Source organism: Cryobacterium sp. Hh11, assembly GCF_004404045.1.
Classification (GTDB): domain Bacteria; phylum Actinomycetota; class Actinomycetes; order Actinomycetales; family Microbacteriaceae; genus Cryobacterium; species Cryobacterium levicorallinum.
The window spans coordinates 279205-294122 of the sequence record NZ_SOHF01000019.1 but is presented as its reverse complement, the minus strand read 5'-3'; the positions used below and the strand labels follow the sequence as shown (position 1 = coordinate 294122).

16 protein-coding genes are annotated in these 14918 nt (G+C 63.0%); 3 read left to right on the top strand and 13 right to left on the bottom strand.

Annotation, left to right across the window (positions count from 1 at the left end; all coding sequences use genetic code 11):
• Position 1: 1 nt before the first annotated feature.
• Together cydB and E3T46_RS09650 are read right to left on the bottom strand one after the other, a co-directional pair.
• Positions 2-1006 carry a cytochrome d ubiquinol oxidase subunit II gene (cydB, locus tag E3T46_RS09655; RefSeq protein ID WP_134578370.1) on the bottom strand — a complete coding sequence of 335 codons (1005 nt, stop codon included), beginning with the start codon at positions 1004-1006 and terminating at the stop codon, positions 2-4.
• 22 nt (positions 1007-1028) lie between these two features.
• A complete protein-coding gene (locus tag E3T46_RS09650; protein WP_134471699.1) occupies positions 1029-2441 on the bottom strand; it encodes a cytochrome ubiquinol oxidase subunit I in 1413 nt (470 codons plus the stop codon).
• A 143-nt stretch (positions 2442-2584) separates the two neighbouring features.
• Here E3T46_RS09650 and E3T46_RS09645 point away from each other — a divergent pair, with 143 nt between their 5' ends.
• A complete protein-coding gene (locus E3T46_RS09645; RefSeq protein WP_134578369.1) occupies positions 2585-2971 on the top strand; it encodes a BlaI/MecI/CopY family transcriptional regulator in 387 nt (128 codons plus the stop codon).
• A 27-nt stretch (positions 2972-2998) separates the two neighbouring features.
• Positions 2999-3949: a M56 family metallopeptidase gene (locus tag E3T46_RS09640; protein WP_241980579.1), complete on the top strand. Its 951-nt coding sequence runs from the start codon at positions 2999-3001 to the stop codon at positions 3947-3949.
• Positions 3950-4013: 64 nt separating this feature from the next.
• On the opposite strand, the gene E3T46_RS09635 is transcribed toward E3T46_RS09640, so the two are convergent.
• From E3T46_RS09635 to E3T46_RS09615, 5 genes are all read right to left on the bottom strand, one after another.
• Positions 4014-4940: an ABC transporter substrate-binding protein gene (locus tag E3T46_RS09635; protein ID WP_134443096.1), complete on the bottom strand. Its 927-nt coding sequence runs from the start codon at positions 4938-4940 to the stop codon at positions 4014-4016.
• Positions 4941-4969: 29 nt separating this feature from the next.
• Entirely contained in the window at positions 4970-5677 is a 708-nt protein-coding gene (locus E3T46_RS09630) for an ABC transporter permease (protein WP_092450489.1), read from the bottom strand.
• The gene (locus E3T46_RS09625; protein WP_134578367.1) at positions 5674-6357 is read right to left on the bottom strand and encodes an ABC transporter permease; all 684 of its coding nucleotides are present in this window, start codon (positions 6355-6357) and stop codon (positions 5674-5676) included. Before E3T46_RS09625 ends, E3T46_RS09630 begins: the two co-directional genes overlap by 4 nt.
• Positions 6354-7286: an ATP-binding cassette domain-containing protein gene (locus E3T46_RS09620; protein ID WP_134578366.1), complete on the bottom strand. Its 933-nt coding sequence runs from the start codon at positions 7284-7286 to the stop codon at positions 6354-6356. The genes E3T46_RS09625 and E3T46_RS09620 overlap by 4 nt, the downstream gene beginning before the upstream one ends.
• Before the next feature lie 200 nt (positions 7287-7486).
• Entirely contained in the window at positions 7487-8164 is a 678-nt protein-coding gene (locus E3T46_RS09615; protein ID WP_134578365.1) for a TetR/AcrR family transcriptional regulator, read from the bottom strand.
• A 148-nt stretch (positions 8165-8312) separates the two neighbouring features.
• Between E3T46_RS09615 and E3T46_RS09610 the strand changes: the two genes are divergently transcribed.
• Complete coding sequence (locus tag E3T46_RS09610) at positions 8313-9335, top strand: phosphatase domain-containing protein (RefSeq protein WP_134578417.1); 1023 nt, start codon at positions 8313-8315, stop codon at positions 9333-9335.
• A gap of 53 nt (positions 9336-9388) precedes the next feature.
• Here the strand turns inward: E3T46_RS09610 and E3T46_RS09605 are convergent, their stop codons facing one another.
• The 6 genes from E3T46_RS09605 to nrdR all read right to left on the bottom strand — a co-directional run bounded on the left by E3T46_RS09605 (position 9389) and on the right by nrdR (position 14881).
• Entirely contained in the window at positions 9389-10198 is an 810-nt protein-coding gene (locus tag E3T46_RS09605; protein WP_134443098.1) for an ABC transporter permease subunit, read from the bottom strand.
• Positions 10195-11007 (bottom strand): ABC transporter permease subunit, encoded by an 813-nt coding sequence (locus E3T46_RS09600; RefSeq protein WP_241980577.1) that lies wholly within the window; start codon positions 11005-11007, stop codon positions 10195-10197. Before E3T46_RS09600 ends, E3T46_RS09605 begins: the two co-directional genes overlap by 4 nt.
• Complete coding sequence (locus E3T46_RS09595; RefSeq protein ID WP_134578415.1) at positions 11004-11816, bottom strand: ABC transporter ATP-binding protein; 813 nt, start codon at positions 11814-11816, stop codon at positions 11004-11006. The genes E3T46_RS09600 and E3T46_RS09595 overlap by 4 nt, the downstream gene beginning before the upstream one ends.
• 149 nt (positions 11817-11965) lie before the next feature.
• The gene (locus E3T46_RS09590) at positions 11966-13057 is read right to left on the bottom strand and encodes an ABC transporter substrate-binding protein (protein WP_134578364.1); all 1092 of its coding nucleotides are present in this window, start codon (positions 13055-13057) and stop codon (positions 11966-11968) included.
• 206 nt (positions 13058-13263) lie between these two features.
• Positions 13264-14301: a quinone-dependent dihydroorotate dehydrogenase gene (locus E3T46_RS09585; protein WP_134578363.1), complete on the bottom strand. Its 1038-nt coding sequence runs from the start codon at positions 14299-14301 to the stop codon at positions 13264-13266.
• Between the two features lie 19 nt (positions 14302-14320).
• Entirely contained in the window at positions 14321-14881 is a 561-nt protein-coding gene (gene nrdR / locus E3T46_RS09580; protein WP_134578362.1) for a transcriptional regulator NrdR, read from the bottom strand.
• Positions 14882-14918: the final 37 nt, after the last annotated feature.

Sequence of the window (14918 nt, the reverse complement as noted above, 5' to 3'; positions counted from 1 at the left end):
GCTAGTGAACAGAGACCTCAATATGGGCCCGACCAATGCGCTTGCGGAACACCCAGTAGGTCCAACCCTGATAGAGCAGAATGACGGGCATTCCGATCAGTGCCGTCCAGCTCATCACACCCAGCGTGTACGCCGACGAGGAGGCGTTGGCGATGGTCAGGCTGTTGGCTGGGTCGTTACTCGCCGGCATGACCTCGGGAAACAGCGAAGCGAACAGGCACAGCACGACCAACCCGATAGCGCCGGCCATCAAGCCGAATGCGAGCCGCTCGGCCCCGCGCAGGTTGGCGAGGAACGATGCGATCAGTGCACCAGCCGCCACGGCGGCCAGAAGAGCGGATGCTACGGTGCCGTAGGCAAAGACTGTCCACACCAGGAAGGTAGCCGCGACAACGATCGTCAGGATGCCGGCTTTGGTGGCGAGCTTGCGTGCCCGCACTCTAATGTCACCCTCGGTCTTGAGCGAGATGAAGACCACACCGTGCACAAAGAACAGCAGCAGAGTGGTGACCCCGCCGAGCAGGGCATACGGGTTGAGTAGGTCAAAGAAGGTACCGGTGTAGTTGTGGTTGACGTCGAGGTTCACGCCGCGCACGATGTTCGCGAAAGCCACACCCCAGAGCAATGCCGGAACGGCCGATCCGACGATAATCATGCCGTCAAACCATTTCTTCCACGAAGATTCGGGGCGTTGGTGCCGGTATTCAAACGACACCCCGCGCACGATCAGGGCCACCAGAATAAGCACGAGCGGGAGGTAGAAACCGCTGAACATCGTTGCGTACCATTCGGGGAACGCCGCGAACAACGACGCCCCAGCCACGATCACCCAGGTCTCATTAAGGTCCCAAACCGGACCGATGGTGTTAATGAGAACGCGGCGATCGGTGTCGTCCCGACCCAGGAATGGGAGAGACATGCCGACCCCAAAATCGAATCCATCGAGCACGAAGTACCCAACGAACATGACAGCGATGATCCAGAACCAAAGAATTGTGAGATCCATTTTGTATTCCCCTAGACCCGTCTTAATAGACCGTGGCGGTGTGCTTGACTTCGCCGGACTCGGCGTCGAGAACCGGAGCATCGTCCGGCCCCTTCTGAACGGCTTTCAGGATGAGTTTGAACTCGACCACCACGAGAATGCCGTAGAGCACCGTGAAGGCGATCAAGGAGATGAGAATTTCCACGCCGGTCACGCCGGGTGAAACGCCGTCCTGCGTTCTCAGCAGACCAAACACGAGCCACGGCTGGCGGCCCATTTCGGTGAATACCCAGCCGACCGTCATCGCGAGTAGCGAAGCGGGGAAGCTCCAAATAGCGAGCTTCCATACCCAGTTCTGCTTCGGCATCCGTCCCTTGCGGGTGAGAAACAGCCCAACGACGGCCACGAGCATGTGTACGAGACCGAGAGCGATCATCCAGCGGAACGCCCAATAGGTGATCCAGATGGTGGGCGTGTAGTCGCCGGGGCCGTACGTCGAAACGTACTGCGCCTGCAAGTTGTTAATGCCCTGCACGGTGCCGTCGAAGGTGTGGGTCGAGAGGAACGAAAGCAGGTAAGGGATACGGATCGAGAAGAGTTCGTGCACACCGTCGGGCGTGCCGAGTGTAAAGAGGGAGAACGACGCGTTGGCTCCGGTGGCCGTGTGGTAGAGCGCCTCGGCGGCTGCCATTTTCATCGGCTGCACCTCACCCATCACGAGGCTGAGCTGGTCGCCGGCGAGAGTTGTACCAATGCCGGCCAGGACCATCATCCACAGACCGAATTTGAGAGCTGGGCGCATGGTCTCAAAATGCTGGTTACGTGCCAGGTGCCAGGCCGCCACCGAAATGATCAGGCCTGCCGACACCATGAAACACGCGAAGATGGTGTGCGGGAACGCCGCCAGTGCGATCGGGTTGGTGAGCAGTTCCCCGATGCTAGTCAGCTCGGCCCGGCCCTTCTCCGCGTTGATGGTATACGCGATCGGGTTCTGCATGAAGGCGTTGGCCGCGAGGATGAAGTAAGCCGACGTGATGCTGCCCATCACGGTGAGCCAGATGGTGGCGAGATGCACCTTCTTCGGCAGTTTGTCCCAGCCAAAGATCCACAGGCCGATGAACGTCGCCTCGAGGAAGAAGGCAAGGATGCCCTCGAACGCGAGCGGGGCCCCGAACACGTCACCGACGAAGCGCGAGTAATCCGACCAGTTCATACCGAACTGAAACTCCTGCACGATTCCCGTCACGACGCCCATGGCGAAGTTGATCAGAAAGATTTTGCCGAAGAAGTGCGTCAGCTGCAAGTACTTGGCCTTGTCGGTGCGCACCCACGCCGTCTGGAAGATAGCGACCGTGAGGGCCATGCCAATGGTGAGAGGCACGAAGAGGAAATGGTAAACGGTCGTAAGACCGAACTGCCACCGTGAGAGGAGTAACGGATCCAACCACTCGTTCATATGCCCTCCAGCATTTATTCGCATCACGCATTATTTCTACGCTGTGTAGAACACTACACTTCTACGCTGTGTAGAAACCTGGGTATGACAGCAATTTTCTACAACACGTAGAAATTGCAGTTCGACCGCGTAAGATGCTGCGTATGGCAAATTTGGGCGTGCTTGAGCGGCTTCTGATGGATATCCTGTGGGACTCCCCCACACCGTTGACCGCCAACGATCTCAAGGATTCTTTGATGCGCCCGGGTCTTGCGACCAAGCCCACGAAGCCGCTGGCGACCACAACCGTTCTGACGGTGTTGTCTCGACTTGAGACAAAGGGTTTCGTCACCCGCGACCGCAGCGTGCGCCCACACACGTACACCGCTGTTATGACCCGTGCGACCCACACGGCCGGGCTCATGCATGAGGTACTCGGACAGGTGCCGGACCGCCAAGCGGCCCTCGTGCGGTTCATTGGAGGCGTCACCCCTCAGGAGGCAGACACACTGCGCCAACTCCTCGGCGTTGCGACGACCGACAACCTCTAACTCCGCCAGACCTTAACTGCGATACCCGTGATCATCAGCGCCGCCCTGCTTGGCGTCATTGCCGTGATTCTTGCTTGGCCTTTTCCGTTGGTGCTGGCCCGCTCAAATTGGCCCGCGCGCTCCCCGGACGTCGCCCTCGTGCTCTGGCAGGCCATCGCCCTGTCCGGTGGCATGTCGATGATCGGCTCACTGCTGCTCTACGGTCTCGTTCCGTTCGGTAATGCTCTGCCACAGAGCGTCATCGCCCTCGGCTACAGCCTACGGTCCGGCACTCTTCCGGCCGATACGCGTTTCACCCACGTGCTCGCGCTCGGGGCAGCTATTCTGCTCAGCACTCACCTGCTGTTGAATTTGTTTGCCACTTTCGTGCGCGCCGAGCGACAGCGACGCCGCCACTACACTCTCATCGCCCTGCTCAGCGATCCTCTGAACGGCCAACCGGGAATGCGCGTCATCGACCATCCTGCCCCGGTCGCCTATTGCCTTCCCGGTGCTGGACATTCCGCGACGGTACTGTCTAAGGGATTGCTCCGCCTGCTCGACGCCGACCAGGTGCGTGCGGTAATCGCCCACGAACGAGCCCATCTGGTTCAGCAGCATCACTTGGTGTTACTGGCCTTCAAGAGTTGGCACAGCGCCCTACCCTGGTTTCCCATCGCCAATCGCGCCGAAAATGCCGTGGCGCTCTTGGTTGAAATGATCGCGGACGATCGCGCACGCCGCGACGTGGACGACCGCACACTTGCTACCGCCATCGCGCTCGTGGGGCTGGGGCAACAACCGGAGGTCCTCGCCGCGGCGTCGGATGGCGAGTCGGATGAGTCATGGATCTCGTCGCCGGAGCGCGCTCTCGTCGCTCCGAGGGTGTACCGGCTCGTGAACCAGGCTCTTCCCCTGTCCCGCCTCGCCACCATGGCCGTCTTCGTGACCGCGATCGCGCTCGCCCTCGCCCCCGCCATCGTGCTGTTGCGGGCATAGACGCACAAAACCCTCACACCGCCCAAGAAGGGACGTTATGAGGGTTTTGGGTAAAACGATACTGCTAGAAGAGGTTTGCCTTTTCGAGCCAGGCCGCCGCGATGGCCTCAGCGGACTTCTGGTCATTGACGCTCTCAGAGTTGAGGCTCACCAGGTCCTCAGCGCTGAGGGCAGCACTGATCTTGTTCAGTACCGACGCGGCCTTGTCGGTGACCTTTTCGGAAACCAAAGGCACGACGTTGTCCGAGAAGAAGAGACCATCGGGGTCGCTCAGTGCCACGAGCTTGTCTGACTTGATGTTGGGGCTTGCCGTATAAATATTGGTCAGCTGAATAGCGTTGTCAACAAGAGCCTTAACGGTCAGCGGGCCACCACCATCCTCAATCGGGGTGAAACCGGCGGTTTCGATGCCGTACTTCGCCTTGAGGGCGGCCGGCCCATACGGACGTGTCTCCAGCACAGAGGTGCCACCAACCATGAGCGGTTCGGTGACATTCTTCAGTGACGCAATGTCCGTTAGGTTGTATTTTTCCGCGAAGGCTTGGGTTACGGTCCAGGAATTCTGGTCTGAGGCCGCCGCTTTGTCCAGCACGCGCAGGGTGGAGGGAAGCGCCGCTTGGAGCTCGGTGTAGATCGCGTCGCTCGTGCCACCGACAGCGTTCGGTTCGAGTGCCTGCAGCAGGCTACCGGTGTATTCCGGGAATACATCGACGCCGCCTGCTTCCAGCTCGGGCAGGTACACCTCGCGCTGGCCTATCCGGAACGTGCGGTCGACGGTGAAACCGTTGGCCTCTAATGCCTGCGAGTAGATCTCGGCGATGATCTCATTGGAGTAGTAGTCCTGGGAACCCACAACGAGCGTGTCGGCAGCGCTTGTGGCGCCACTTCCACTGCCCAGGGGATCACCGGACGCGCACCCTGCGAGGGCTACTGCGGCCCCAACCGCGACCACACTGATGAGCGTGAGTCGGCCTTTTTTTGCTGTGAACATGCGTTTTCCTTTCATGATGGCGAATTCCATCACCGGGCCAGCTTGGTGAAACCGGCCCAGATGTCTGTGGGGCGTCCGGCCGCAACTCCGCGGGGAACAACCAATTTCTGAAGCACCGTAAAGATGCCCTCAAGCAGCAGCGCGAGCAGAATAACGAGAATGGACCCGCCCAGCATCTGCGCATAATCGAGATTTTTCAACCCCGTGAACAAGAAGCGGCCCAGTCCGATGTCGGCCACGTAGGCAGCGAGTGTGGCGGTGGCCACGATTTGCAGCGTGGCCGAGCGCAACCCACCCATCAAGAGGGGAAGGCTGAGCGGAAGCTCCACTTTGCGCACAATCTGCCCCTCCGACATCCCCACAGCCCTGGCGGCATCGATGGTCGCGCGATCAATCGCTTCGAAGCCGGTGTATGCCCCCGCGAGAATGGGTGGGATCGCGAGCACCGTGAGGGCCGCGTAGGGTGCGGTCAGACCGATTCCCACCGACAGAGCGACAAGCGTGAGCAATCCCAGGGTCGGAATGGAACGGAAAGCGCCTGCAGTTCCGACGGCCAAGCCACGCCCGCGTCCGGTGTGTCCAATGAAAAAGCCCAGCGGTATGGCGATGACGGACGCAAAGACAAGCGTGAGCAAAGTAAAGCCCAGGTGTTCCAATACCCGGATGCCGATGGCATTCGATCCCACATAGTTGGTCGGATCGAACAGCCACGCGACTGCATCTGCAAAGAAGTTCATGCCACCATCTCCTTGTCAGAGCGCATCGGCGCGCGCGCCGCCGATGGCGCAGATCTCGTCCACGGCATGAGAAGGCGACCGAGAAGAACGAGAGCCCCGTCCAGTGCCAGGGCGAGTACGACCGTGGCGATAATCCCGGCAATGATTTCCGCCTGGATGCCGCGCTGAAAACCGTCGGTGAACAGACTGCCCAGGCTCTGGGCACCAATGACAGCGCCCACCGTAGCGAGACTGACCGTACTCACTGCGACGACCCGCAACCCGGCCAGCAGGACCGGACCCGCGAGTGGAAACTCCACCCGCCAGAATTGGGTCCACTCGGAGAAGCCCACCGCCATCGCGGACTGTCGAACGTTCCGGTCGACGGAGGCGAGACCATCGGCCACCACTCGCACCATGAGCGCCACACCGTAGAGCGTCAGGGCGATGATGAGATTGAGCGGCGAACGAACGGTCGTTCCCACGATGAAAGGAAGCACGATGAAGAGTGGGAGCGAGGGTACGGCGTACAGCAGGCCTACGCCCGAGAGAATGATGCCGCGCCCAACGCGGAAGCGGTATGCCAGCCAGCCGAGGGGAACAGCCAGGAGAAAACTGAGGATGATGGGCGGAACGCTCAGCACGACGTGATCGAGAGTGCGATCCCAGATGAGGTCCAGGTTTGACCATATCCAGGTCACCGGGGATCCCCACCCTGCGCCGGGGCACCCGATCCCGCGAACGGGCCGGCCTTTACTTCGGGGGCGGACTTTTCTTCGGGCGCGGTCTTTGCTCCAGCGGAGGCACTCGGGGACGTTCCACCCGCGAGTACGCCGGCGAGCCGTCCATCGGCGTCGACAAGCACGTCGCCGTCCGAGTGGGACTCGAGGTGCAGCACGCGCTTGCCGCGATCTGCACCGACAAAGGTGGCCACAAAATCGTCTGCCGGATTGGCCAGGATCTCCGCCGGGGACCCCACCTGGGCGATCAGCCCGCCGGTACGCAGAATCACCACCTGGTCGCCGAGCAAAAAGGCCTCGTCAATGTCATGCGTCACAAACACGACCGTTTTTCCGAGTTCCCGCTGCAGGCGCAGCAACTCCTGCTGCAGTTCCGCCCGCACAATGGGGTCAACGGCGCCGAAGGGCTCATCCATGAGCAGAATGTTGGGATTGACCGCGAGGCCGCGCGCCACTCCGACTCGTTGCTGCTGGCCGCCGGAGAGCTGACTCGGGTACCGGTTGGCGAGCGATCGATCAAGACCGACCGTGTCGAGTAACTGCAGGGCCTCGGTGCGGGCTCTTTTCTTGGGAATCCCCGATAACATCGGCACGGTCGCGACGTTGTCGATGACCCTGCGATGAGGAAGCAGTCCCGAGTTCTGCATGACGTAGCCGATCCCACGCCGCAGTTTGACCGGTTCGAGTGTGCCTATATCGGCTCCGTCAATCTCGATGGACCCGCTCGTCGGGTCGACCATCCGGTTGATCATGCGCAGCAGCGTTGTCTTTCCTGACCCCGAGGTTCCGACCAGAACGGTGGTTTTGCGCGAGGGCAGCACGAGGCTGAAGCCATCGACGGCAACGGTGCCGTCGGGGAACCGTTTGGTCACCGAGTGGAATTCAATCATCGTGGTGGCTCGCTCCTCGCATCAAGTCGGGTCAGACAAACCAGATGCTAACCCAACCACTTTTCTATGCGACAGGCAAAACAGATTGCGCAAAAAGAATTCATCCCGGAGCGAACAGGCAACCCACTGCCTCAAATTCCGACCACACCACCGAGCAATGCAGCGGCAGATCGACGCAGAGCCGCTACGACGAGCAGAGGCTACGACGCAGCGACGAGGAGGCTGAGCGCCTCCGGGCTGTAATAGCGGTCGAGGTACTCGCGCAACACCAGCCGACACTCGGCGATAAACCGTTCTTCACCGAGCGGCTCGCTGTGGAAAGCACGTGCCAATAGTGCGTCGGCCATTTCGACGGCGACTTCGAGGCGAAAGATGAGCTCCGGGCCGGCGGGCAGATTGAACTCGTTTACGAGCACATCAGCCAGGCGGCGGGCGAAGAAATCAACCTCGGCCGCGGCATCCGCTGCCGGAACACCGTCTCGGTCATCGAAGTTGACGATGCGAAAGCCGGGCTCTGAACGGTACAGACCGACGAAGGCCGTGACGACACAGTCGACAGCGTCCCACCAGGTAGTAAGGGTGCTTGCGCCGAGCTCGTCGACGACGCGCTGCCGAAAACGCGCGACGGCACGCTCGTGCAGGGCATGCAGAACAGCCACCCGGTCGGGGTAATAGCGGTAGACCGTACCGATCGACGCACCGGCACGCTCAGCGATCATCGCCGTCGTGATGCGGTCGAAACCGACCTCATCCACGACCGCAGCTGCGGCATCGAGCAAACCGGACAACCGTGCTGCACTGCGCTGCTGAATCGGCTCAGCGCGCACCTGCTGTGGTGCGGCGCCAGCGTCTTCACCCAATAGGCCATTAAGCGGCATTTATCCCCCTTGAAGATAAGTCAACATCATACGGGGTAAAACCCCATTTATACATCTCTGATCGGGGGATGCACAGCAAGCATGGCAGAATGAGGGAGTGCCAGAGTCCCGAGACAACACGCCGAACGCGACCAGTCCCGTGCGAATCATGCACCGCGCCGCCCGGATCGAGGATTGGCTGCACGATCGGCGGGAACACTCCGCCCGTCGCCGCGGCTACCGACCGACCGTCATCCCGTATTCCGGCTATGGCTCCACCGGGTGGGTGCGCATTCTCTGCCGCGTTCTGCTGGCCAAGCCGGACAAGCCGGAAAAACGGCAAAAACGTCCGAGAGCGGATGGCCGCGACGCCGGCATTCGAGGCTGGCGCAGCTTCACAAGCGTTCCGGTCAATGACGTCACGGTCACGATCGAGATCGATGGCCAGACCCATCACGTGCAGGCAGACCGGGGCGGGGTCGTCGACACCGTGGTGCCCGTGTCATTGCCCCCGGGGTGGCACGTCGCCCGACTGCACACCGAATTCTCCGACGTTCAACACGCCCCCATCTTCATCGTTGCCCCAACGGTCGGCTACGGTGTCGTTTCTGATGTCGACGACACCGTCATGGTCACAACCCTCCCCCGGCCCCTGCTGGCAGCCTGGAACACGTTTGTGCTCGACGAGCATGCCCGCGTGCCGACCCCAGGGATGGCGGTCTTTCTGGAACGGCTCGCGGCGTTCACCCCGGGTGCTCCGGTCATCTATCTCTCAACCGGAGCCTGGAACGTGGCACCGACCCTGTCCCGTTTCCTCTCCCGCAACCTGTACCCGGCCGGGGCACTGCTCCTGACAGACTGGGGCCCGACGCACGACCGCTGGTTCCGCAGCGGGAGTGCCCACAAACGCGACAACCTGCGGCGGCTCGCCGAACAGTTTCCGCAAATCCGCTGGATTCTGATCGGTGACGACGGCCAGCACGACGAAGCCATCTACAGCGACTTTCAACGCGACTACCCCGGAAGCGTCGCCGCCGTGGCCATTCGCCAGCTCTCTGCGAGCGAGGCCGTGCTCGCCGGCGGCCGTTCCCGCGACGCCGTGCTCATCGAGGGCGGCCCGGAGGCTCCGTGGGTCTATGGTCCGGACGGCTCGAGCCTGTCAAGTCAGCTCGCCGAGCACGGGCTGATTTGAGCCCGGCCTGATCTGAGCCGCTTTGACACGACCAGCGATGTGATCGCGTTGGGTTACCCCGCGGTGCTCTGATCCATGCTCATGCGGCGCAGCACCAGGTTCTCGACGACCTGGGCCAGGCCGTAGAGGGCGAGCGAGACAATGGTGATCACCACGACCGAGGCCCACACCTCGGAATTCTGCACCTTGGCGACAGCGGCGACGATCGAGTTGCCGAGGCCCTGGCCGGTGGTCAGCCACTCGGCCAAGAGTGCCCCGGTGATAGCGCCGGGCACCGAGATCTTCACCGCGGCGAAGAACGAGGGCAGGGAGCTCGGCAATGCCACCTTGCGCAGGGTCGTGACGGCGCTGCCGCCGTAGACCGTGATCACATCGCTGATCTGCGGTGAGGAGGACCGCAGACCGAAGGCGATGTTCACGAGGGCGGGGAACAGAACGACGATGGCGCCCATCACGACCGCGGTGGTGAGTCCGCGCCCGGTGATGAGGCTGATGATCGGCACGAGGGCCACGAGCGGCACCGACCGCAGCAGCAGGGCGATGGGCATGAGGGCATGCTCGATACCCCGCGACAGGGTGAACACGACCGCGAGCAGCAGGGCACAGGTGAGCCCGGCGACGAACCCGAGAAAGGCGTCGCTCAGGGTCACCACGAGATTGCCCAGAATGAGGGCCCGATTATCGGCGGCCTCGGGAACGGTGACGAGCCAGGTCCAGACGTCGAGGGGTCCCTTGGCCAGGAAGGGCGAAATATCCAGCACGAGGAGCAGTGCCTGCCAGGCGAGCAGCACGAGAATGAGGGTGACGAGCCCGGTCAGCAGTCCGCGCAGTACGGTCGTGACTGCGACTCGTGCGAAGCTCATCGGCTGCTCCGTCCGGTCGTCCACGGCGTGGCGAAGCGCACTATGACGGCGAAAATCGCGTAGCCGAGCCCCGCGGTGACTCCTGCGACGAGCGCGAGGCTCCACACCCGGTCGACGTTGGCCGTTGAACCGGCCACGAGCATGGCGATGCCGAGGCCGCGGCTGACCCCGCCCAGGTACTCCCCCAGGATCGCCCCGATGAAGGCGGCCGGCGCGGCGATCTGCAGCGCCGTCAGCACACTGGGCAGCCCCGCGATCAGGCGCACCTTGCGCAGCTGCGTGAATCTGCTGCCGCCATACACGGTGATGAGGTCGAGGCTCGCGGCATCCGCTGCCTTGAGACCGACCAGGGAACCGATCACGGTCGTGAAGAACACGGATATGGCCGCGAGAAAGACCGCCGTTCCCGCCGGGTCGCCGGCGCTCGGCGCGCCGATCACGATGTAGGCGATCGGGCCGATGGCGACGATCGGGATGCAGTAGGTAATCACGGCGATCTGCATGGCGATCTTCTCGATGCGTGGCAGCAGCAGCACGAGGCCGGCGAGGGCCAGGGCGAGCCCGTTGCCCCAGGCGAAGCCGATGAGCGCTTCGAGCACGGTAACGCTGACGTGCGGCAGGTAGAAGGCCGGCCCATCGCTGATCAGTTGGCGGAGCACATCGAGCGGGGTCGGCACCGCGCCGCCCGGCATCGAGCCGACCTCGGCCAAGACAGTGACGGCGCTGATCCACCACAGTGCGACAACGCCGGCAACGCCGATCAGCCCGGTCGCCCAGGCGGGCAGGGCGCGCAGCGAACTTCGAATCACTGGTCGTCGCCCTGCACGGCGGCATCGCTAAACAGCAGGTCGGACGCACGGTCGTGCAGGGAGTGAAACTCGGGCGAACGCATCATCTCCGGCAACCGGGGCCGGGGCAGGTCGATGTCGATGACTTCCTTGACCCGACCGGGACGTGCGCTCATTACCGCGACGTGGTCGGAGAGGAAGATCGCCTCGGCGATGCCGTGGGTGACCATGAGCGTGGTGGCCGGCTTCTGGGTCCAGATGCGCAGCAGCTCAAGGTTGAGACGCTGCCTGGTCATGTCGTCGAGGGCCCCGAAGGGTTCGTCGAGCAGCAGCACCGAGGGTTTGAGTACAAGCGACCGGGCGATGGACACGCGCTGCTTCATACCGCCGGAGAGCTGCGCGGGCTTGGCCTTCTCAAAGCCCTGCAGTCCGACGAGGGCGATCAGTTCATCAATGTAGGCATCGTCGACGGGAATGCGAGCGACTTCGAACGGCAGACGGATATTCGAGCGCACGCTGCGCCAGGGCAGGAGGGCGGAATCCTGGAAGGCGATGCCGAGCTGGTGCCCGCCACGCAACTCCTGCGGGCTCTTGCCGTCCACCCTGGTCGTGCCGCTCGTTGGCTGCTCGAGCCCGGCAAGGATGCGCAGAATGGTGGATTTTCCACACCCGGACGGCCCGAGCAGGGAGAGAAAACTGCCCTTGTCGGTGTGCAGGTTGGCATTGTCGAGGGCGACGACCTCTTTGCGCCCGGCGGCGAAGACCTTGTGCAACTGGGAGATATGCAAGCCGGTTCCCGAAGCAGCCGCCTCCGCCTCGGCGCGGACCACTGAATCACGAACACCGGCATCAGTACTACTCACGTCTTCTTACTCCTTAGCGGCGACAGCGATTGATTCTCGTCCGGTGTCCATTTTACGTTCCGGTCAGACCGGCTTGCGGAACGCTGACGCGCCCCGCAAGCCGGCCGACCGGGCTGCTACTTGCTGTACGCGAGCAGGTCGGGGTTCTCGGCGTAGACCTCGGCGAGGAGGGTGAGATCGAACAACTGGCTCGCCGTGATCGTCAGGCCGGTCGCTTCGAGCGTGTCGATGCTCTGCTGCTGCAGCTCAGAGCTGATCGTGAACAGCCCGTTGGCCAGGGTGTCCGCGCTCACCACGAGGTCGGTGGACTGAATCTCGGCCTGGCGGGTTTCCTTCTCGATGGTGAGATCGAAGGTCGGCCCGTAGGTGTCGACGGTGAGTTTCGCCGCGGCGGCCGGGTCGTTGATAGCGTCGGTCCAGCCACGGATCTCGGCGACCAGCAGGGCCTTGAGCTTCTCCCGGTCGTTCTTGATCGCGTCGTCGGTCACGGTGAAGGTTTCGGCGACGAACGGCAGGCCGAAGTCGGCCAGCGGCAGGTTGACCGGGTCGAGCCCGAGGAGCTCCGCGTCGATGGACTCGTTGGTCAGGTAGGAGAACCAACCGTCGACCTCACCGTTGAACAGCGGGGTCGGGTCGTACTGCACCGGAAGGGTGGTCAGGGAATCCTCGTCGATGTCGTTGATTTCGAGGAAGGCTTCCCACAGGCTCAGGTTGCTCGCCTGCACGCCGATGGTCTTGCCCAACAGATCGTCGAGACCGGCGATATTGCCCTTGTCGGCGAGCGAAAGAATCGTGAACGGGTTCTTCTGGTAGGTGGCGCCGATGATCTTCAGCGGAGCGCCCTCGTTGGCGATGATCGTTCCGGTGGAGATGGCGTTGCCGATGCCGACGTCGACGTTGCCCGAGATGACGGCAGCTTCAATGGACGCCGGACCCTCGATCATGTCCACGGCATCGAAACCGGCCTCGGCGAAGTAACCGTTCTGATCGGCGAGGTATTCGCCCATGAACTCGGCGTTCTTGATCCAGCTGAACTGGATGCTCGCGTCACCGAAGGAGGCACCCTCCCCGGCCGTACCCGCGGCATCCGGGGTATCGTTGCCCGCGCAGGCCGTCAGTGCCAAGGCCAGCACGGCGGCGGTGGCGACGCCCTTGACCACCCGGACAACCGCTCGATTATGGGTGGAAAAGCCTCTGGATGGTGTCATTGCGGGATTCCTCTCGAGGGTGCAAGGGCGCTGCGGTGGTACAGACGCTGTGGATCATGAATTTCCTGGGCAGAACAGCACCAGAAATCGCAGTATAGGCGGGGCAGATATCGATTCGAGTTCGACTTTGTTTCGAACGGATGACTAAAAATGAAGGGTTGCCTCCGCCAGCCCGGTTCTACGCCGCACTGGTCCGGCCCCGCCGCTCAGCCCGTCGGCGCCAGCAGGCGGTCGAGGCCGCGGTTGATCTGGCGAGCCCAGAGCGGACCGCGGTAGAGGAACGCGGTGTAGCCCTGCACGAGGGTGGCTCCGGCGGCGAGACGCTCGGCGACCTGGGCTGCCGTGTCGACGCCGCCAACCGAGATGACACAGAACCCGGCCGGCACGACAGCGCGAATCTGGTGCAGGATGGCGAGGGAGCGGGCCCCCAGCGGGGCGCCGGACAGGCCGCCGGCTCCGGCGGCGTCGACGGTCGCCGCATCCGTTTTCAGGCCGGTGCGGGAGATCGTGGTGTTGGTGGCGATGATTCCGTCGAGGCCCAGTTCGACGGCGAGGGTGGCGATGCGGGCGACCTCGGCATCCGCCAGATCGGGGGCGATCTTCACGAGCAGCGGGGTATCGCCGGCAGCCTGTTTGACCGCGGTCAGCAGCGGGGCGAGCTGGTCAAGCTCTTGCAGGCCGCGCAGGCCTGGAGTGTTGGGCGAGCTGACGTTGACGACGAGATAGTCGGCGAGAGCAGCGAGGGTTTTAGCGCTCTGTAGGTAGTCGGCCGTTGCATTCTCGACGGCGGTGACACGGCTCTTGCCGATGTTGATGCCGAGCACGGGGCGCCCAGGCACTGCACGCACGCGAGCGAGTCGATCGACAGCGGCCGCGGCGCCGTGGTTGTTGAAGCCCATGCGGTTAATGACGGCGCGGTCGGCCACCAACCGAAAAAGTCGCGGGGTCGGGTTGCCGGGCTGGGCGAGCGCTGTGAGGGTGCCGACCTCGACGTGCCCGAATCCGAGCTGGCCGAGTCCGATGACGGCCTCGCCGTCTTTGTCGAACCCGGCGGCGACGCCGAACGGTGAGTCGAAGTGCAGGCCGAGGGTGTCGACGCCGAGGTCGGTGCGCGGCCGGGTGAAACGGTGCACGAGGCGGCCGATTCCGAGGCTCGGCAGGTGACGGATGACGATGAACGCGAGGTGGTGGGCGCGCTCGGGGTCCATCCTGGTGAGCACGAATTTGAAGAAAAGTGGATACATCGCGCCCTGGACCTTACGCCTACGGTTTAGTGGAACTGGTGGACGTGGACTCCGCTGACGCGGCCGCGGCAGCGGCAGCGGCAGCGGCAGCGGCAGCATCCGCTGGTTGCGCTCGTTTGCTGGCCTGAGCGGCCTTGTGCTCCGTGCGCAGCTGCGCGATGGCGCTTTCGAAGTCGTCGAGAGAATCGAAGCTCTGATACACACTCGCGAAGCGCAAGTACGCGACCTCGTCGAGGTCGCGTAGCGGCGGGAGGATGGCCAGGCCGATGTCGTTGGCCTCGATCTGTGCCGCTCCGGTCTGCCGAATCGTCTCTTCAACCTTCTGGGCCAGCATGGCCAGGTCGGAGTCGGTGACCGGTCGGCCTTGGCAGGCCTTGCGCACGCCGGTGACGATCTTCTCGCGGCTGAACGGCTCGACCACGCCGCTGCGCTTGATAATGTTCAGGCTCGCTGTTTCGGTGGTACTGAAGCGGCGACCGCATTCGGGGCACTGACGACGACGACGAATCGAGAGGCCGTCGTCGCTCGTGCGCGAGTCGATGACTCGGGAATCGGGGTGGCGACAGAACGGGCAAAACATTGTGCTGCCAGTCTACCGGTCCCGGCCTCCCCCGCTG